This is a genomic window from uncultured Ramlibacter sp., from assembly GCF_936925435.1.
Classification (GTDB): Bacteria; Pseudomonadota; Gammaproteobacteria; order Burkholderiales; family Burkholderiaceae_C; genus Ramlibacter.
The window spans coordinates 1-19,334 of record NZ_CAKZHQ010000010.1 but is presented as its reverse complement, the minus strand read 5'-3'; the positions used below and the strand labels follow the sequence as shown (position 1 = coordinate 19,334).

The 19,334-nt window shown below is 67.0% G+C and carries 16 protein-coding genes; 8 read left to right on the top strand and 8 right to left on the bottom strand.

Going from position 1 to position 19,334, the window contains the following annotated elements; all coding sequences use genetic code 11:
* Positions 1-29 precede the first annotated feature (29 nt).
* The 7 genes from Q0632_RS07270 to Q0632_RS07240 all read right to left on the bottom strand — a co-directional run bounded on the left by Q0632_RS07270 (position 30) and on the right by Q0632_RS07240 (position 7,761).
* Entirely contained in the window at positions 30-1,001 is a 972-nt protein-coding gene (locus Q0632_RS07270) for a quinone oxidoreductase (protein WP_298926471.1), read from the bottom strand.
* 35 nt (positions 1,002-1,036) lie between these two features.
* Positions 1,037-1,609 carry an alpha/beta hydrolase gene (locus Q0632_RS07265; RefSeq protein ID WP_298926468.1) on the bottom strand — a complete coding sequence of 191 codons (573 nt, stop codon included), beginning with the start codon at positions 1,607-1,609 and terminating at the stop codon, positions 1,037-1,039.
* 1 nt (position 1,610) lies between these two features.
* Entirely contained in the window at positions 1,611-2,669 is a 1,059-nt protein-coding gene (locus Q0632_RS07260) for a 3-keto-5-aminohexanoate cleavage protein (RefSeq protein ID WP_298926465.1), read from the bottom strand.
* A gap of 37 nt (positions 2,670-2,706) precedes the next feature.
* Entirely contained in the window at positions 2,707-3,555 is an 849-nt protein-coding gene (locus tag Q0632_RS07255; RefSeq protein WP_298926503.1) for a TauD/TfdA family dioxygenase, read from the bottom strand.
* 150 nt (positions 3,556-3,705) lie between these two features.
* On the bottom strand, positions 3,706-6,369 hold the full coding sequence (locus Q0632_RS07250; RefSeq protein WP_298926462.1) for a LuxR C-terminal-related transcriptional regulator: 2,664 nt from the start codon (positions 6,367-6,369) through the stop codon (positions 3,706-3,708).
* A 36-nt stretch (positions 6,370-6,405) separates the two neighbouring features.
* Positions 6,406-7,317 (bottom strand): stomatin-like protein, encoded by a 912-nt coding sequence (locus Q0632_RS07245; protein WP_298926459.1) that lies wholly within the window; start codon positions 7,315-7,317, stop codon positions 6,406-6,408.
* Positions 7,318-7,335: 18 nt separating this feature from the next.
* Positions 7,336-7,761 carry an NfeD family protein gene (locus Q0632_RS07240; protein ID WP_298926456.1) on the bottom strand — a complete coding sequence of 142 codons (426 nt, stop codon included), beginning with the start codon at positions 7,759-7,761 and terminating at the stop codon, positions 7,336-7,338.
* Between the two features lie 130 nt (positions 7,762-7,891).
* On the opposite strand from Q0632_RS07240, the gene Q0632_RS07235 reads away from it, so the two are divergent.
* Positions 7,892-10,243, top strand: a complete 2,352-nt coding sequence (locus Q0632_RS07235; protein WP_298926453.1) for an arginine/lysine/ornithine decarboxylase — start codon at positions 7,892-7,894, stop codon at positions 10,241-10,243.
* A gap of 91 nt (positions 10,244-10,334) precedes the next feature.
* Here the strand turns inward: Q0632_RS07235 and fabI are convergent, their stop codons facing one another.
* On the bottom strand, positions 10,335-11,129 hold the full coding sequence (fabI, locus tag Q0632_RS07230; protein ID WP_298926450.1) for an enoyl-ACP reductase FabI: 795 nt from the start codon (positions 11,127-11,129) through the stop codon (positions 10,335-10,337).
* Between the two features lie 37 nt (positions 11,130-11,166).
* Between fabI and Q0632_RS07225 the strand changes: the two genes are divergently transcribed.
* The 7 genes from Q0632_RS07225 to nusA form a co-directional block, all read left to right on the top strand.
* Entirely contained in the window at positions 11,167-12,990 is a 1,824-nt protein-coding gene (locus Q0632_RS07225) for an extracellular solute-binding protein (RefSeq protein WP_298926447.1), read from the top strand.
* 3 nt (positions 12,991-12,993) lie between these two features.
* Complete coding sequence (locus Q0632_RS07220; protein ID WP_298926444.1) at positions 12,994-14,010, top strand: microcin C ABC transporter permease YejB; 1,017 nt, start codon at positions 12,994-12,996, stop codon at positions 14,008-14,010.
* Positions 14,003-15,049 carry an ABC transporter permease gene (locus Q0632_RS07215; RefSeq protein ID WP_298926442.1) on the top strand — a complete coding sequence of 349 codons (1,047 nt, stop codon included), beginning with the start codon at positions 14,003-14,005 and terminating at the stop codon, positions 15,047-15,049. Before Q0632_RS07220 ends, Q0632_RS07215 begins: the two co-directional genes overlap by 8 nt.
* Positions 15,046-16,653, top strand: coding sequence for an ABC transporter ATP-binding protein (locus Q0632_RS07210; protein WP_298926440.1), 1,608 nt, complete (start codon positions 15,046-15,048; stop codon positions 16,651-16,653). Before Q0632_RS07215 ends, Q0632_RS07210 begins: the two co-directional genes overlap by 4 nt.
* Positions 16,654-16,657: 4 nt before the next feature.
* Entirely contained in the window at positions 16,658-17,071 is a 414-nt protein-coding gene (gene arfB / locus Q0632_RS07205; RefSeq protein WP_298926438.1) for an alternative ribosome rescue aminoacyl-tRNA hydrolase ArfB, read from the top strand.
* A 136-nt stretch (positions 17,072-17,207) separates the two neighbouring features.
* Positions 17,208-17,774 carry a ribosome maturation factor RimP gene (gene rimP / locus Q0632_RS07200; protein ID WP_298926435.1) on the top strand — a complete coding sequence of 189 codons (567 nt, stop codon included), beginning with the start codon at positions 17,208-17,210 and terminating at the stop codon, positions 17,772-17,774.
* A gap of 1 nt (position 17,775) precedes the next feature.
* A partial coding sequence (gene nusA / locus Q0632_RS07195) for a transcription termination factor NusA (protein WP_298926432.1) occupies positions 17,776-19,334 on the top strand: 1,559 nt, incomplete at its 3' end.

Here is a 19,334-nt window from a genome sequence, read left to right as displayed (position 1 = left end):
AGGAATCTGCCTGGAAGAGGAAGCAGTTTTCAGGGCACCAGGACGATGGAACCGGTGCTTTGGCGCGACTCGAGCACGCGGTGTGCTTCGGCGGCATGGGCCAGCTCGTAGGTGCGGCTGGGCTCGCTGCGGATATCGCCGCTGCCCACCAGGTCGAACAGCTCCTCGGCCATGGCCAGCATGTTGGCGCGCGGCGTCGCGTAATGCACCATGGCCGGCCGCGTGACCCAGATCGACCCCTTCATGGCCAGCTGCATGGTGTCGATCACCACCGGCCCGGACGAGGTGCCGTTGCTCACCAGGCTGCCGCGCACCTGCAGGCTGTCCAGCGAGGCCTGCAAGGTGTCCTTGCCCACCGAGTCGTACACCACAGGCACGCCCTTGCCGTCGGTCAGTTCGCGCACCCGCGCGGCGATGTCCTCGCGCGAGGTCACGATCACTTCGGCGCAGCCGTTGGCCCGCGCGATCTCCGCCTTGGCGTCGGTGCTGACGGTGCCGATCATGCGCACGCCCAGCGCCTTGGCCCACTGGCAGGCGATCAGACCAACGCCACCTGCGGCCGCGTGGTACAGGATGGTCTCGCCGCCCTGCAAGGGATAGACCTGGCGGAACAGGTACTGCGCCGTCATGCCCTTCATCATCAATGTCGCCGCTGTGCTGTCGGAGACATGGTCCGGCAAGGGGATCAACACGCCGGCGGGCATCACGCGCAGGTCGCTGTAGGCGCCTTGCGGCCCCAGCAGGTAGCCGACGCGGTCGCCCGGCTTGACCTCGGTGACCCCGGGACCGATCGCTTCCACCACGCCGACGGCGTCCGAGCCCAGGCCATTGGGCAGGGGCATCGGGTAGCGCCCGGTGCGGAAATAGATGTCGATGAAATTGACGGCGACATAGGTGTGGCGCACGCGGGCCTCGCCGGGGCCGGGCTCACCGACGGTGACGGCCTGGTACTCCAGGACTTCGGGGCCGCCGGTTTGGGTCAGACGAATGGCGTGGGACATGGGGACTCTCCAGGGGAACAGGCGCGCGGCGCGCGTCAGACGGCGGCGACGCCGGTGATCAGGTGCTTGAGCAGGCTTTCGGCACGGCGCCAGGGGCCGAAACCGGAAGCGGGATTGAGGTGGCCCACCTCGCCCAGGTCGACCAGGGCGCTGCCCCAGTCGCTGGCCAGGTCCGCCACCCGGTCGTAGCCGGCCAGAGGGTCGTTGCGGCTGGCCGCCACGATGCTGGGGAAGGGCAGGGCGGTGCGCGGCACGGGCAGCCAGCCATGGGCCTGCAACTGCGCCAGGCTGGGATAGCCCTCGGGTAGGGGGCGCTCGAAGTCCGGCGGTGTGGCCAGCAGGGCGCCTGCCACGCGCAGGCGCGTTGTGCGGGCCCAGTGCGCCACCGAGATGGTGCCGGCGCTGTGCGCGACGATCACGATGGGAGCGCCGACGGCCTGCGCCTCGCGCTCAATGGCGGCAACGCGGCCAGCGAGATCGAGGTTCTCGCGGCCCATGGGCGCCACCGTACGCACCCGCGGCAGGCGGGCGGCGAGCACGGTCTGCCAGTGCTCCGGCACATGGTCGCGCAGGCCGGGGACGATCAGGACCGTGGGCTCGATGGACATCTCAGGCGGCCTTGCGCAGGAAACCCTGCTGGCGTCCCTGGGCGTTGGGGGCGAAGCCGTTGGCGGCCAGGGTTTCCTCGACCGTGTCGTAGAACACGCCGATCTTGGAGATCTCGCGCGCCTGCTTGCCGGTGGCGATTTCGCGGCCGAATTCACGCGACATGCGCACCAGCTGCTCGACCTGCTTGACCGTGGACATCTTCTCGGTGCGCGACTGGTTCCAGATGTTGTCCTCGATGCCGCAGCGCACGTGCAGGCCCATGGCGATGCCCATCATGTTGACCGGCAGCACGTTGCGCATCGTGCTTTCCACCGTCAGCACCGCGCCGTCCGGCGTGGCACGCACGAAGTTGGCCAGGCTGTAGATGCTCGGCACGTCCATGCCGCCGCCGATCGCCACCCAGTTCATGACCAGCGGGCCCTTGTAGATGCCGCGGCGGATGAGGCGCTCGACGGACTCGAAGCTGTTGATGTTGTAGCACTGGAAGGCGCTCTGGATGCCGGCTGCGCTCAGGCGGCGGATGTGCTCCTCGGCCCAGCCCGGCTGCGCCGGCACGGTCATTTCCTTGTAGGCGTTGTAGATCGCGGGGTCTTCCATCGAGGTCCCCCTGGTGTCCGCGTCGTCCCAGTGCTCGACGACATTCATCTGCGAGGTGTTGATCGTCACCGTGACCTGGTCGGGCTTGGGGTCGAGCTCGGCCAGCATGTGGCGTGTGTCGTCGGAGAGCCACTTGGCGGCCGCGCCTTCGTTTTCGGGGGCGAAACTGATCGAGCCGCCGACCTGGATGACCATCTCGGGAACGGCCTTGCGCACGCCGGCGATCAGCTCATTGAACTTGGACAGGCGCTTGCTGCCCTTGCCATCGAGCTCTCGCACGTGCAGGTGCAGCACGGTGGCGCCAGCGTTGTAGCAATCCACCGCCTTCTGGACCTGCTGGTCCATCGTGACCGGGATGTCCTCGGGAAAGTCGGAGGGCACCCACGCCGGCGCGTACGGCGCAGCCGTGATGATCAGGGGCTGCTGGTTTTCGGGATACAGCGAACCGTCGAGGTAGTTCATGGTGGAGTGCTATTTCTCTGAGGGAGGGTGGTCGGTTTCAGAAAGTGGCGTCGCCGATGATCCCGGCGCGCTCCATCTTGCGGTGGCAGGGCGGGTAGTCCATGACGGCGTAGTGCTGGGTGGAGCGGTTGTCCCACATGGCGACGTCGTTGGGCTGCCAGCGCCAGCGGACCTGGAACTCGGGGATGTGGGCCTGGCTGATCAGGTAGCGCAGCAGGTCCGAGCCGCCGTGGGTGTAGTCCTGGCCGTAGCGCACGTTGGCCGGCGTGTGGAAGTTGGTGAAATGGGTGGTGAAGGCGTTGACGAACAGGATTTTTTCGCCCGTCTCGGGATGGGTGCGCACCACCGGGTGCTCGGCGTCGGGGAACTGGGCGTGCAGGCCCAGGCGCTTGTCGGCCGGCATGGCGGCGCCGAAACTGGCCTCGATGCTGTGGCGGGCACGCAGCGGCGCGATCTGGTCCTTGACCTGCTGGGGCAGCTTTTCGTAGGCCAGCGCCATGTTGGCCCAGGTCGTGTCGCCGCCCACCGGTGGGCACTCGACGCAGCGCAGGACGGCGCCGAAGGGCGGCCGCTGGCGCCAGGTGGCGTCGGTGTGCCAGGCGTTCTCGTAGCGGTCGGCGGGCGCGTCCGGCGACTTGTAGATGCGCACCAGGCCCGGGTGCTCCGGGTCGCTGCCCGCCACCGGATGGTCTTCCAGCTCGCCGAAATGGCGGGCAAAAGCCACGTGCTCGGCCCGGCTCATGCCCTGGTCGCGAAAGAACAGGACCTTGTGCTGCAGCAGCAGGGCGCGGATCTGGGCCACCAGGGCAGGGTCGCGCGAGGCGGCGCCGAGGTCGACGTTGCCCAGTTCCGCGCCGATGGCGCAGGTCAGGGGCCGGACGCGGATCGCGCCCTCGAACGATTGTGCCGCCCCCACTGCGGGGGCCAGGGCTTGGCTTGTCTCCTGGATTGTCATGGGCCGGGTGCCTCCTTGGAGATCCAAGGCTAAACACCTGCCCCCCTGCCCAACCCCCTCTCGCAGGGGGGGCACGCCCGCTCAGTTGGCGTCGGACAGCAGCCCGAAGATGCGGGCCCGCGCCACCACCTCCTTGCGGGTGCCGGCATCGAGCTTGGCCAGCAGATTTTTCATGTGCCACTTGATCGTTTCCTCGCCCACCTGCAGGGCGCGGCCGATCTCCTTGTTGGACAGGTTGCGCGCCACCAGTTCCAGCACTTCACGTTCCTTGGGCGTCAGCGCCATGCTGGGCAGGGCGCGCGGGCGCGCCGCTTCGGCGCGGGCGGGCGCTTGCGGGGGCCGCTCGGCCGCCGCGCCGGCTTGCGCCAGATCCAGCCATTGGGCCAGGGCCGGGTGGGCATCAGCCAGCACCTGGCGCAGGCCGTGGCTTTGCGCCAGCTCGCTGGCCTCGCGCAGCAGGGGCTCGGCGCGCTCGCCGCAGTGGTGCAAGGCCAGCGCCCGCAGGGCTTGCAGCTCGATGTGCAGGCGGCCCTGTTTGAGCTGCACGGCTGCCTCGTCGGCGCGTGCCAGCGGCTCCAGGGCGCCGCGCCAGTCCCGGGCGGCGATGGCTGCATAGCTTTGCGCTGCCAGTTGCAGCGGCCGCACGCCGCGCTCCCACAAGGGGCCGCTGGGCAGGTCCGGACTGCGCAGCAGCTCGTCGATCTGCTGCAGCAGCGCGCGGCAGGTGTCGCCGCGGAAGCTGCGCGCGTGCAGCCGCACCTGCTCGGCCAGGCTGGCGATCCGCAGCCGGGGCAGCTGGCGCGCCGTGCCGACGGCTTCCAGAGCGCCCAGCAGTTCCAGAGCGCGGTTTTCGGCGCCCGCGCTGGTGGCGATGCGCGCCAGGGTGCGGTAGCCCAGCAGCACGCACTCGGGCAGGCCGCTGCGCTCGAGCACGTCCAGCCTGTTGGCCAGCACTGCCTCGGCCTCGTGCGGGTCGCCGCGCTCCCACAGCGCCGCCGCCTGCAGGGCGGCCAGCATGCAGGCGACGGGATTGCGGCGGCCCAGGTCGGCTTCGGTGCGGGCCAGCACCGGCCGCAGCAGCTGTTCGGCCAGCGTCACTTGGCCTTCCCAGAGGTAGCTCAGGCCAATGATCAGGTCGCGCCAGCGCTGCAGGTAGCCAGCGCCGGGACCGTCGCCACCGCCGGGACCAGCCTGCTGGCGCAAGCGTGCCAGCGCGGGTTCGCCATCGAGCAGGGCGCGGAAGGCCATGCGGTTGGCATGGATCTGCAGCAGCAGAGGATCTTTCAGTGGCGGCGCCTCGGCCCAGGGATCGTGCAGGCCGGCGAAGCGGTCCGGCTCATCGGCGAAGATCGCCGCGCCGCCCAGCACCAGCGCGCATTCGCAGCGCAGGCTGTCGTCGACACCGGGCTGCGCCAGCAGCCGTGCCACCATGCGCTGGGCCTCGTCGTTGCGCTCGCCCAGCGCCAGCGACCACGCCGCGGCCAGCAGCAGGCGAGGCCGCCGGTCCAGTTCCTCCGGCGGCAGGCGGGCAAGCCACTCCAGCACAGCGCCCTGGCGGCCGCGTGTCATGAGCGACTCGTACAGGCTGCGTTCGGCCAGTTCGTAGGCGCGCTGCGGCTCGCCCGCTTCCAGGGCGTGGACCGCGGCCCCGTCGAGCAGTCCCTGTCCCGCCAGCCACTGGGCCGCGCGGCTGTGCACGCCGGCCTGTTGCGCGGCCGGCAGGGCGTCGAAATGGCGGCGCAGCGCCTCGCGTGCCAGGGCGTGCATGCGCATCCATTCGCTGTGCTCGCCGGCCACCAGGATGGGCGTGTCGCGCTGCAGCCGGGCCAGTCGCTGCGGCGCATCCTGGGCGTCGGCGATGGCACGGCACAGGCCGGGATGCAGCGGGTCGGCCGCCGAGACCAGGGTGAGAAAGTGCAGGTCGGCAGGATCGAGGTTGCCCAGCAGGCGGCCGACGAACTGCGTGCGCAGCGCGCCGCCGTGCAGGTCCAGGCGGGGAACCTGTGCGCTGCCGTCCGCGCTGCCCATCACCGACAGGGCCAGCTGCAGGCCCAGCGGCCAGCCTTCGGTCATTTCGTACAGGCGGGCGGCCTCGTCGGGATTGGCGTCGGCGCCGAAGCGCTCGCGCATCAAGGCCAGGGTTTCGCCCACGCCGAAGCGCAGGTGGTTGGCGCCGATCACCACGCACTGGCCATAGGCCACCAGGTCGTCGACGTCGAGCCGCCAGTCAGACCGGGCGCCCACAACGCAGCGCAGGTTGGGCGGCGCGTTGCGCAGCAGGTAGGCCAGGGCGGCCCGCGGCTCCTCCGACAGCCGGTCGGCCTCGTCGACGATCAGCACGATGTCGCGGGCGCTGTGCGCCAGTTCCGCCAGCCAGGCCGTGATGCCTTCCAGGCCACCGGGCGGCGGCGCTTCCAGCAGCGCATGGCCGAAGGTGGGACGGCCGGCGCCGCTGCGCACGGCCAGCGCCAGCGCCTGGACGAAGCGCGACCCGTCGTCCTGCGTCTGCGCCGTCAGCCAGGCCACCGCCCCGCCGCGGGCCAGGTGGTCGAGCCGCCATTGCGCCAGCAGCGAGGTCTTGCCAAAGCCCGGCGGGGCCTGCACCAGTACCACGGCGCGGTCGCGGAACTGCGGGTGGTCGGCCGCCAGCATGGGGCGCGCGACCAGGTGCCGCGGCACGCGCGGCGGGGTGACCTTCAGCAGCAGGTCGCTGGGAGGGGCACGGGGATCGGTGACTTGGGACACGGTGTGCTTGGAATGGCCCCGCGCGGGGCGGGGGCGTCAGGCCTTGCCGGCTTGCACCATCTTCATGGCCGAGGCGATCAGGCCCGACACCTCGGTCATGTTGTTGGGCACGATCAGCGTGGTGGTGGCATCCGCCGCCACCTTGCTATAGGCCTCGACCGCTTTTTCCGCCACTTTGAGCTGCACGGCCTGTTCGCCGCCGGGCTGGCGGATGGCGGCGGCGATGCGCTCAATCGCCTCGGCCGTGGCGTTGGCCACGGCGGTGATGGAAGCTGCCTCGCCCTGGGCGTTGTTGATGATGGACTGCTTCTCGCCCTCGGAGCGGGCGATGAAGGCCTCGCGCTCGCCGGTGGCGATGTTGATCTGCTCCTGGCGCCGGCCTTCGGAGGCGGCGATCAGGGCGCGCTTCTCGCGTTCGGCCGTGATCTGCGACTGCATGGCGTGCAGGATCTCCTTGGGCGGCGTCAGGTCCTTGATCTCGTAGCGCAGCACTTTCACGCCCCAGTTCAGGGCCGCCTCGTCGATGGCCTGCACGACCTGGGCGTTGATGATGTCGCGCTCCTCGAAGGTCTTGTCCAGCTCCAGCTTGCCGATCACGCTGCGCAGCGACGTCTGGGCCAGCTGGGTCACGGCCACGATGTAGTTGGACGAGCCGTAGCTGGCGCGCATGGGATCGGTCACCTGGAAGTACAGGATGCCGTCGACCTGCAGCTGGGTGTTGTCGCGCGTGATGCAGACCTGGCTGGGCACATCCAGCGGGATTTCCTTGAGGCTGTGCTTGTAGGCGACGCGGTCGACAAAGGGCACGAGGAAGTTCAGGCCCGGCGTCAGGGCCGCGTGGTACTTGCCCAGGCGCTCGACCACCCAGGCGTTCTGCTGCGGCACGACCTTGATGGAGCGGAAGCCGAAGATGACGGCGATGACGAACAGGACGAGTGCGATTTCCATGCTTGCTCCGTTGGGGGATCAGATTCTCTCGACGACCAGGCGGTTGCCCACCACTTCGCGCACCCGGTGCATGCCGGCGTCCTGGGCCGAGCCCGGCGCGGGTACGACGGTCCAGGCCGCACCGCGGTACTTGACCGTGGCCGTGCCGTCGGCATTCCAGGCATCGACCTGCACCGATTCGCCGATGTCCAGGTTGACGTTGCGATTCGATTGCGCCGGCGCCGACTTGGGCCGGCGGCTGCGCACCAGGTGGCAGGCCAGCACCGCGCCGCCGCCGATCACCGCGGCGACCGTGACCTGCACGGTCAGCGAGGCGCCCAGGTGGGCCGCCACGGCCGCGGCCGCCAGGCCGATCGCCAGCATCAGCAGGTAGAAGGTGCCGGTGACGAGCTCCACGGCAACGGCCAGGCCCGTTGCAAGCCACCAGATGGTCGATTCCGCCATGTGCCCTTGGGTTTGTGTTCGATGCACGACATTTTGAGCCAATTCATCCGGCTGCAAGCAATGGGCCACGGTATTTGCATACACTTCGCGCCTGTTTTGCCCTTTTTGGCCCGCAGCTGGAGGCCCCCTGATGAAATTCCGTTTCCCCATCGTCATCATCGACGAAGACTACCGCTCTGAAAACTCCTCTGGCCTGGGCATCCGTGCGCTGGCGCAGGCGATCGAGAGCGAGGGCTTCGAGGTGCTTGGCGTCACCAGCTACGGCGACTTCTCGCAGTTCGCCCAGCAGCAGTCGCGCGCCAGCGCCTTCATCCTGTCGATCGACGACGAGGAGTTCACCGTCGGCCCCGACCTCGACCCGGCGGTGCTGAACCTGCGCAAGTTCATCGAGGAGGTGCGGCGCAAGAACCTGGAGGTGCCGATCTACGTCTATGGCGAGACCAAGACCTCGCGCCACATCCCCAACGACATCCTGCGCGAGCTGCACGGCTTCATCCACGCTTTCGAGGACACGCCGGAGTTCATGGCGCGCCACATCATCCGCGAAGCCAAGAGTTACCTGGAGGGCGTGCAGCCGCCGTTCTTCAAGGCCTTGCTCGACTACGCCGAGGACGGCTCCTACTCCTGGCACTGCCCGGGGCACTCCGGCGGCGTGGCCTTCCTCAAGAGCCCGATCGGCCAGATGTTCCACCAGTTCTTCGGTGAGAACATGCTGCGCGCCGACGTCTGCAACGCGGTCGAGGAACTGGGCCAACTGCTGGACCACACCGGCCCGGTGGCGGCCAGCGAGCGCAATGCGGCGCGCATCTTCAACGCCGACCACTGCTTTTTCGTCACCAACGGCACCAGCACCAGCAACAAGATGGTCTGGCACCACACGGTGGCGCCGGACGACGTGGTGGTGGTCGACCGCAACTGCCACAAGTCCATCCTGCACGCCATCATCATGACCGGGGCCATCCCCGTGTTCATGAAGCCCACGCGCAACCACTTCGGCATCATCGGCCCGATCCCGCAAAGCGAGTTCGAGCCGGCCGCCATCAAGGCCAAGATCCGCGCCAACCCGCTGCTCAAGGGCGTGGACGCAGACAAGGTCAAGCCGCGCGTGATGACGCTGACCCAGTCGACATACGACGGCGTCATCTACAACACCGAGACCATCAAGAAGATGCTTGACGGCTACGTCGACACCTTGCATTTCGACGAGGCCTGGCTGCCGCACGCGGCCTTCCACCCCTTCTACGGCGAATACCACGCCATGGGCCGCAAGCGCGTGCGCCCCAGGGAATCGCTGACCTTTGCCACCCAGTCCACCCACAAGCTGTTGGCCGGCATCAGCCAGGCCAGCCATGTGCTGGTGCAGGACTCGCAGAACAGGAAGCTCGACCGCCACCTGTTCAACGAGGCCTACCTGATGCACACCTCGACCAGCCCGCAGTACTCCATCATTGCCAGCTGCGACGTCGCCGCCGCCATGATGGAGCCGCCCGGTGGCACGGCCCTGGTGGAAGAGAGCATCCTGGAGGCGCTGGACTTTCGCCGCGCCATGCGCAAGGTGGACCAGGAATACGGCAAGGACTGGTGGTTCAAGGTCTGGGGCCCGGACAAGCTGGTGGAAGAGGGCATCGGCCGCGCCGACGACTGGATCATCAAGGGCGAGGCACGCACGGCCAAATGGCACGGCTTCGGCAACCTGGCCGAGGGCTTCAACATGCTGGACCCGATCAAGTCCACCATCGTCACGCCGGGCATGAATCTGAACGGCAAGTTCGACAAGACCGGCATCCCGGCCTCCATCGTCACCAAGTTCCTGGCCGAGCACGGCATCATCGTGGAGAAGACCGGCCTGTACAGCTTCTTCATCATGTTCACCATCGGCATCACCAAGGGCCGCTGGAACACCATGCTGACGGCGCTGCAGCAGTTCAAGGACGACTACGCCAAGAACCAGCCGATGTGGAAGATCCTGCCGGAGTTCTGCCAGCAGCACCCGAAGTACGAGCGCATGGGCCTGGCCGACCTGTGCCAGTTCGTGCACGAGCTCTATGCCAAGTACGACATCGCCCGGCTGACCACCGAGATGTACCTGTCGGACCTGACGCCGGCGATGAAGCCCAGCGACGCCTTCGCCTACATCGCCCACCGCAAGACCGAGCGGGTGCCGATCGACGAGCTGGAAGGGCGCATCACCACCTCGCTGGTGACGCCGTACCCGCCGGGCATCCCGCTGCTGATCCCGGGCGAGGTCTTCAACAAGAAGATCGTCGACTACCTGAAGTTCTCGCGCGAATTCAACGCCAAGTGCCCGGGCTTCGAGACCGACATCCACGGCCTGGTCGAGATCCAGGACGAGGACGGCAAGGTCAGCTACTACGCCGACTGCGTGGCCCAGGGCAAGACCATGCCTGAGTCGCAGGTGGTCTCGCGCGTGGAAGACGTGGTCCAGGTCGGCAACGACGGGCCCTTCGGCCGCACCATCTGATCCGGCAAGCCACCCCAAGCGCTATCTCTTCGATAGCGCGGGAGGCTTGTTTGACGGGCGCTGGAGGCCGATTTTGCCTCCAGCCAGGCGCTCAGCCGGCTGCGGGCTCGGCGATGCCGCCGACCACGTGGCTGAAGCCGCCGTCCACGTAGGTGATCTCGGCGCTGACGCCGCCGGCCAGGTCCGACAGCATGAAGGCCGCCACGTTGCCCACGTCCTCGATGGTCACGTTGCGGCGGATCGGCGAGGCCTCGGCCACCACCGACAGGATCTTGCCGAAGCCCTTGATGCCGCTGGCCGCCAGCGTCTTGATCGGGCCGGCGCTGATGCCGTTGACGCGGATGCCCTTGGGTCCGAGCGACTCGGCCAGGTAGCGCACCGAGGCTTCCAGCGAGGCCTTGGCCAGGCCCATGGTGTTGTAGTTGGGCACGGTGCGCAGCGCACCCAGGTAGGTCAGGGTCAGCAGGGCCGACTTGTCGTTCAGGTAGGGCAGGGCGGCCTTGGCCATGGCCGGGAAGCTGTAGGCGCTGATGTCGTGGGCGATGCGAAAGGCCTCGCGCGAGATGCCTTCGAGGAAGTCGCCGGCGATGGCCTCGCGCGGGGCAAAGCCGATGGCATGGACAAAGCCGTCGAACCTGGGCCAGGTGGCCGACAGGTCGGTGAACAGCTTGTCGATCTGGGCGTCGTCGCCCACGTCGCAGTCGAACACCAGCTTGGAGCCGAAGTCGGCGGCGAACTCGGTGATGCGCTCCTTGAAGCGTTCGCCGACGTAGCTGAAGGCCAGTTCGGCGCCCTGGGCATGGCAGGATTTGGCGATGCCATAGGCGATGGAGCGGTTCGACAACACACCGGTGATCAGGAGTTTTTTGCCAGTCAGGAATCCCATAGCGCTCTCTTGTAGAAAAACTGTGCAGAATTGTCGCATGCGGGGTTTGTTGATTTTGTTGGCTTGCGTGCTGGCGATGCCGTCCTGGGCGGCGCATGGCCTGGGCATGGGCTATGCGCCCAAGTACCCGGCCGGCTTCACGCATTTCGACTACGTCAATCCCGATGCGCCCAAGGGCGGCCGTCTGGTGCTCTCGGCCAGCGGCAGCTTCGACAAGCTCAACCCCTTCACCCTCAAGGGCCAGGTGGCCGTGGGCATGGGGCGCAGCTCCAACGGCTTCATCTTTGCCGAGTACGGCCTGGTCTTCGACTCGCTCACCGCACCCAGCGAGGACGAGCCTTTCTCGCGTTACGGCCTGCTGGCCGAGGACGTGCAATTGGCCGACGACAAGCTGAGCGTGACGTTCCGGCTCAACCCCAAGGCGCGTTTTTCCAACGGCGATCCGGTGTTGGCGCAGGATGTGAAGCACAGCTTCGACATGCTCATGAGCAAGCAGGCGGCGCCGACCTTCCGCTCCTACTGGGTCGACGTGAAGGAGGCGGTGGTGGTCAGCGAGCGGGTGCTGCGCTTTGACTTCAAGCGCCGCAACTCCGAGCTGCACATGATCCTGGGCCAGCTGCCGGTGTTCTCGCGCGCCTGGAGCAAGGGTCGGACCATCGACCAGTTCGACAGCGAGCAGCCCATTGCCAGCGGCCCCTACGCGATCGACAAGCTCAGTTTCGGCAAATTCATCACCTACAAGCGGCGCGCCGACTACTGGGCCAACGATCTGCCGTCCCGCAAGGGCATGTTCAATTTCGGCGAGGTGTCATACCAGTACTTCCGCGACCGCTTGGGCGAGGAAGAGGGGCTCAAAGCCGGCGAGCTCGATGCGCTGGAAGAGACCTCGATCAGCTCCTGGGTGCGCAAGTACAAGGGCCGGCGCTTCGACTCGGGCGAGATCGTCAAGTCGGAGATCTCGCACCGGCGCAGCACCGGCATGCAGGGCCTGGTGCTCAACCTGCGGCGGCCGCAGTTTGGCGACATCCGCGTGCGGCGCGCCCTGGGCCTGGCCTTCGACTTCGACTGGCTCAACCAGCGCATCTTCTACCAGCGCCGGGCCCGCACCCAGAGCTACTTTCAGAACAACGACGACCTGATGGCGCAGGACGCAGTCACGCCCGACGAACAGGCCTTGTTGGAGCGCCTGCAGACCAAGGCCCAGTACCTGGCACGCACCCAGGGGCCGCTGCCGCGGCCCGCGACCACGGCCGACGCGCCCAACGGGCTGCGGCGCAACCTGCTGCAGGCCCAGCAGCTGCTGGGCGAAGCGGGCTGGAGCTTCCGCGACGGCGCGCTTCGCAATGCGGCCGGCCAGCCCTTCGTCATCCTGATCGACATCGTCGATCGCAGCTCCGAGACTGTGCTGGCACCCTATGCGCGCAACCTGGGCAAGCTGGGCATCGAGCTGCGCTACCGCTTGGCCGATGCCAGCCTGATCAAGAAGCGCCAGGACGATTTCGATTTCGACATGGCGGTCAACATGCTGGGCGGCTCGTCCAGCCCGGGCAACGAGCTGTACGACGACTTCGGTTCCAAGTCGGCCAGCGAGAAGGGCAGCCAGAACCTCAGCGGCATCGGCGACGAGGTGCTGGACGAACTGATCGAGCAGATCGTCGGCAGCCCGGACCGCCGCGCCATCGCCGCCGGCGCGCGAGCGCTGGACCGCTACCTGCTGCACCAGCACTACGTCGTGCCCATGTACTACGGCAAGCAGTATTTTCTGGTGCACAAGAAGCCGCTGCAGCATCCGCCGGCCATGCCCTCGCACATCCTGGCCGGCTCCTGGTTGCTGACCATGTGGTGGACCGAGGCCCGCTAGACCATGCCTGCCTACATCCTGCGGCGCCTGCTGCTCATCATCCCCACGTTGCTGGGCGTCCTGCTGATCAACTTCGCGGTGATCCAGTTCGTGCCGGGTGGGCCGGCCGAGCAGCTGCTGTCGCAACTCACGGCCAAGGAGGGCGGCATCTCCGGCAACCCCTCGGGCCGGCGCACGCTGGACGCCCGCCAGGTGCAGGAGATCAAGGCCTTGTACGGCTTCGACAAGCCGGCCCACGAGCGCTTCGTCCAGATGCTGGGCCAGTACGCCCGCTTCGACCTGGGCAAGAGCTTTTTCCAGGGCAAGGACGTCTGGTCGCTGATCAAGGAAAAGCTGCCGGTGTCCATCAGCCTGGGCCTGTGGACATTCTTCATCAGCTACCTGGTGGCCGTGCCCCTGGGCGTGGCCAAGGCCGTGCGCTCGGGCTCGCGCTTCGACCTGGTGACCACGCTGCTGGTGCTGGTGGGCTATGCCATCCCCGGCTTCGTGCTGGGCGTGGCCCTGCTGGTGATCTTCGGCGGCCAGCTGCAGTGGTTCCCGCTGCGCGGCCTGACCTCGGCCAACTGGGAGCAGCTGGCCTGGGGCGCGCGCATCACCGATTACCTCTGGCACATCGCGCTGCCTGTCACGGCCATGGTCTTTGGCAGCTTCGCCGTCACCGCCATGCTGACCAAGAACGCTTTCCTGGAGGAGATCCGCAAGCAGTACGTGCTGACGGCGCGCGCCAAGGGCCTGAGCGAGAAGCGCGTGCTGTGGAAGCACGTGTTGCGCAACGCCCTGATTCCCATCATCACCGGCTTTCCGGCGGCCTTCATCGGCGCCTTCTTCACCGGCTCGCTGCTGATCGAGACCCTGTTCTCTCTCGATGGCCTGGGCCTGCTCAGTTACGAGAGCGTGATCCGCCGCGACTATCCGGTCGTCTTGGGCACGCTCTACCTGTTCACGCTGCTTGGCCTGGTGACCAAGCTGGTCTCCGACCTTTGCTACGTCCTTGTCGACCCGCGGGTGAAGTTTGACTGACGCCGCCGTCCCCGTCCCTGTGAGCCCGGGCCGGCGGGCCTGGCAGCGCTTCCGGCGCAACCGGCTGGGCTTTGGCAGCCTGCTGCTGTTTGCCGCCATGGTGGTGCTCAGCCTGTTTGCCGAGCTGCTGTCCAACGACCGGCCGCTGGTGGTGCGCTACGAGGGCAGCTTTTACTTCCCGGTCGCCAAGGACTACCCCGAGACCACTTTCGGCGGCGACTTCCGCGCCCCCGCGGACTACCTCGACCCCTTCATCCGGGACAAGCTGGCGCAGGACGGTAACTGGGCGCTGTACCCGGCCAACCGCTACGGCCCCAAGACGCTGAACTACTTCACCACCACACCCAATCCGGCCGCACCTTCGTCCGCCAACCTGCTGGGCACGGACGACCGCGGCCGTGACCTGCTGGCCCAGCTGCTCTATGGCTTCCGGGTCAGCGTGCTGTTCAGCCTGGCCCTGACGGCCATCGGCGTGCTGGTGGGCGTGCTCACCGGCGCCATCCAGGGCTATTTCGGTGGCAAGACCGACCTGGCCTTCCAGCGCTTCATCGAGATCTGGGGCGCGATGCCCGAGCTCTACCTGCTGATCATCTTCAGCGCCATCTTTGCGCCCAGTATCGCCTTGTTGCTGGTCCTGCTGTCGCTGTTCGGCTGGATGGGCCTGTCGGACTATGTGCGGGCCGAGTTCCTGCGCAACCGCCAGATGGACTATGTGCGCGCCGCCCGGGCCCTGGGTGTGGGCAACAGCCGCATCATGTGGCGCCACATCCTGCCCAACAGCATGACGCCGGTCGTCACCTTCCTGCCGTTTCGCATGAGCGCCGCCATCCTGGCCCTGACCTCGCTGGACTTCCTGGGCCTGGGCGTGCCGCCGGGCACGCCCTCGCTGGGCGAACTGCTCAGCCAGGGCAAGGCCAATATCGACGCATGGTGGATCTCGTTGTCGACCTTTGTCGTGTTGGTCGTGACCCTGCTGCTGCTGACGTTCATGGGCGATGCCTTGCGCGATGCGCTGGACCCGCGGAAAGCCGAAAAATGACCACGCCCCTGCTCGACGTCCACGGCCTGCGCGTCGCCTTCGGTGGCAAGGAGGTGGTGCATGGCATCGATTTCTCGATCGCGCCGGGCGAGAAGCTGGCCCTGGTGGGCGAGTCAGGCTCGGGCAAGACGGTGACGGCCCTGGCCTTGCTGCGCCTGGTGCAAAACGCCCAGATCAGCGGTTCTGCGGTGCTTTCCGGCCTCCAGCCCCCGTCAAATGGACGTGATCTGCTATCGATTTCAGAGCATGCGCTGCTCGGGGTCCGCGGCAGCGAGATCGCCATGATCTTCCAGGAGCCGATGACGGCGCTCAATCCGCTGTTCAGCGTGGGCGACCAGGTGGCCGAGGTGCTGGAGCTCAAGCAGGGCCTGTCGCGCAGCCAGGCCTGGGCCGGCGCCGTCGAGGCCCTGGCGGCCACCGGCATCCCCGAGCCGCAGCGCCGGGCCCGCGCCTTCCCGCACCAGCTCTCGGGCGGCCAGCGCCAGCGCGCCATGATCGCCATGGCGCTGGCCTGCCGGCCGCGCCTGTTGCTGGCCGACGAGCCGACCACGGCCCTGGACGTCACCCTGCGGCTGCAGATCCTGGAGCTGCTGTCCGACCTGCAGCGCCAGACCGGCATGGCGGTGTTGCTCATCACCCACGACCTGCACCTGGTGCGCAAGTTCGCCGACCGGGTGGCGGTGATGGAAAACGGCCACCTGGTGGAGGAGGGCGCGGTCGCCGCGGTTTTCGCCGACCCCCAGCACGCCTACACCCGCAAGCTGATCGACAGCCGGCCCACGCGCGAGCTGGTGGAGGCGCCGGCCGCGGGCGCCCCCGTCATGCAAGCCAGCGAGCTGGCGGTGAGCTATCCCGTGCCCGTGCCGGGCTTTCGCGGCTGGTTCCGCAAGGGTGCTTTTTCCGCCGTGCGCGGTGCCGGCTTTGCCATCGCTGCGGGCCGCACCCTGGGCGTGGTGGGCGAATCCGGCTCTGGCAAATCGACCCTGGCCCTGGCCGCCCTGGGCCTGGTGCCGTACAGCGGCAGCCTTGAGGTGATGGGCCGGCGCTGGGGCCCGGATGCAGCCGGCAACAAGGCCATTCGCCGCCTGGTCCAGGTGGTGTTCCAGGATCCCTATTCCTCGCTGTCGCCGCGCATGACGGTGGAAGAAATCGTCGGTGAGGGCCTGCTGGTGCACGAGCCGCAGCTGCCGCTGGCCCAGCGCCGGGAGCGGGTGGTGGCTGCCCTGGCCGACGTGGGCCTGGGCGAGGCCCAGTTCCCCGGCCTGCTGCAACGCTACCCGCATGAGTTCTCCGGCGGTCAGCGCCAGCGCCTGGCCATCGCCCGGGCCCTGATCGTCGGGCCGCAGCTGCTGGTGCTGGACGAACCCACCAGCGCCCTGGACGTGACCATCCAGAAGCAGGTGCTTAAGCTGCTGCAAGGCCTGCAGCGCGACAAGGGCCTGAGCTACCTGCTGATCACCCACGACGTGGATGTGATCCGCGCCATGGCCCACGATGTGATGGTCATGAAGGACGGCGACGTGCTCGAGGCCGGCAGCGTGGCCCAGGTGCTGGACGCGCCGCAAAACCCCTACACCCGCGCCCTGGTGGCGGCGGCTTCCTGAAAAAATGACCACCGGCAAATCCCCCACCATCATCCCGGAAAACGAGGTCGAACTCACGGCCATGCGGGCCCAGGGGGCGGGCGGCCAGAACGTCAACAAGGTCTCCAGCGCCATCCACCTGCGCTTTGACATCCCGCGCTCCTCGCTGGCGCAGGACCACAAGGACCGCCTGCTGGCCCTGCCGGACCAGCGCATCACCCGCGATGGCGTGCTGGTGATCAAGGCCCAGGAACACCGCAGCCAGGACATGAACCGGGCCGAGGCCCTGGGCCGGCTGCAGGAGCTGGTCGACAGCGTCGCCGTCCCGCCCAGGGTGCGCCGGCCCACCAAGCCCACCAAGGCTTCCAAGAGGCGGCGGCTGGAGGGCAAGAGCCTGCGATCCCAGGTGAAAATGCTGCGCAGCAAGGTGGCCGATTAAAGGCATTGGAGACCTGCTAAACCCTTGCAAATCAAGGCTTTACGAGGTACAATCCTTGCTTCACGACCAAACGGGCGGGTAATCACCGCCCGTTTTTTTTGGTCGATCGCTTTTCATCCAGGGACCAAGACAGACAGTGGCGCTACAGGACATCGTCGAACAAACCGTGACAGGGCTGGGCTATGAGCTGGTGGAGATCGAGCGCTCCGCCGGCGGCCTGCTGCGCATCACCATCGATCTGCCCTGGGATCCGGCGCAAGAGCAGCTTGTCAATGTCGAGGACTGCGAAAAGGTGACGCGCCAGCTGCAGTTTGCGCTGGAAGTCGAGGGCACTGAATACAAACGCCTCGAGGTGTCATCGCCGGGCATCGATCGGCCGTTGCGTGGACAGAAGGATTTCGAGCGTTTTGCCGGCCGGGTGGTCGACGTCACGCTCAAGGCGCCGATGGGCGCGGCAGCCGCCGGTCAGGTGTCTGCCAACCGCAAGAAGTTTCGCGGCACGCTCGAGCGCACCGAGGCCGGCGGCTGGCAGATCGTCTGGGCCGACGAGCCCGTCGCCAAGCCGGGCGCGAAAGTGAGCAAGAAGAGGGCGGCTGCACCGTTGCAGGCCCTGGGTTTTACGCTGGACGAGCTCAAGGAAGCGCGGCTGGCTTCGATTGTGGATTTCAAGGGCAGACAGCCCAGGCAGACAGGAGAGTCGTGACATGAACCGCGAAATGTTGATGCTGGTTGAAGCCATCTCGCGCGAGAAGAACGTCGAGAGAGATGTTGTGTTTGGCGCAGTTGAATCGGCCCTGGCCCAGGCGACCAAGAAGCTGTACGAAGGCGACGTGGACATCCGCGTGGCCGTCGACCGCGACACGGGCAACTACGAGACCTTCCGCCGCTGGCACGTCGTTCCGGACGAGGCCGGCCTGCAGCTGCCCGAGCAGGAAATCCTGTTGTTCGAGGCCAAGGAAGAAATGCCCGACATCGAGCTCGATGAATACATCGAGGAAGCGGTGGATTCGGTGCCGATCGGCCGCATCGGCGCGATGGCTGCCAAGCAGGTCATCCTGCAGAAGATCCGCGATGCCGAGCGCGAGATGCTGCTCAACGACTTCATGTCGCGTGGCGACAAGATCTTCGTGGGCACCGTCAAGCGCATGGACAAGGGCGACATCATTGTCGAGTCCGGCCGCGTCGAAGGGCGCCTGCGCCGCAGCGAGATGATCCCCAAGGAAAACCTGCGCTCGGGCGACCGTGTGCGGGCCATGATCATGGAAGTGGACCTGACGCTGCGCGGCGCGCCCATCATCCTGTCGCGTTCCGCGCCCGAGTTCATGATCGAGCTGTTCCGCCAGGAAGTGCCCGAGATCGAGCAGGGCCTGCTGGAGATCAAGAGCTGCGCCCGTGACCCGGGTTCGCGCGCCAAGATCGCCGTCATCTCGAACGATAGCTCGATCGATCCGGTCGGCGCTTGCGTCGGTATGCGCGGTTCCCGCGTCCAGGCCGTCGTCGGCGAACTGCAGGGTGAAAAGATCGACATCATTCCGTGGAGCCAGGATCCCGCTTCCTTCATCGTCAACGCCCTGCAGCCGGCTGAAGTCGCTAAGGTCGTTCTCGACGAAGACGCAGAACGCATCGAAGTCGTGGTTCCGGACGAGCAGCTGTCGCTGGCCATCGGTCGCCGCGGCCAGAACGTGCGCCTGGCCTCGCAGCTGACCGGCTGGGACATCGACATCATGACGGAAGCGGAAGAATCCGAGCGCCGTCAGAAGGAATTCAACGAACGCACCAACCTGTTCATGGACGCCCTCGACGTCGACGAAATGGTCGGTCAGGTTCTGGCCTCGGAAGGCTTCGCCGCCGTCGAGGAACTGGCTTATGTCGAGCTGGACGAAATTGCCTCGATCGATGGTTTCGACGACGATACGGCTGAAGAAATCCAGACCCGCGCTCGTGAATATATCGAGAAGATCGAAGCAGAGAGAGATGCCAAGCGTAAGGAACTCGGCGTTGCCGACGAACTGCGCGAGATCAACGGCATGACCTCGCAGATGATGGTCGCGCTTGGCGAAGACGGCATCAAGACGATCGAAGACTTCGCAGGCTGCGCCGCCGACGACCTGGTGGGCTGGAGCGAACGCAAGAACGGCGAAACAAAGAAGTTCGAGGGCCTGTTCTCGAAGTTCGAGATTTCCCGTGCAGAAGCTGAAAACATGATCGTCCAGGCGCGGCTTTCCGCCGGATGGATCACAGAAGACGATTTGGCTGTTGAAGC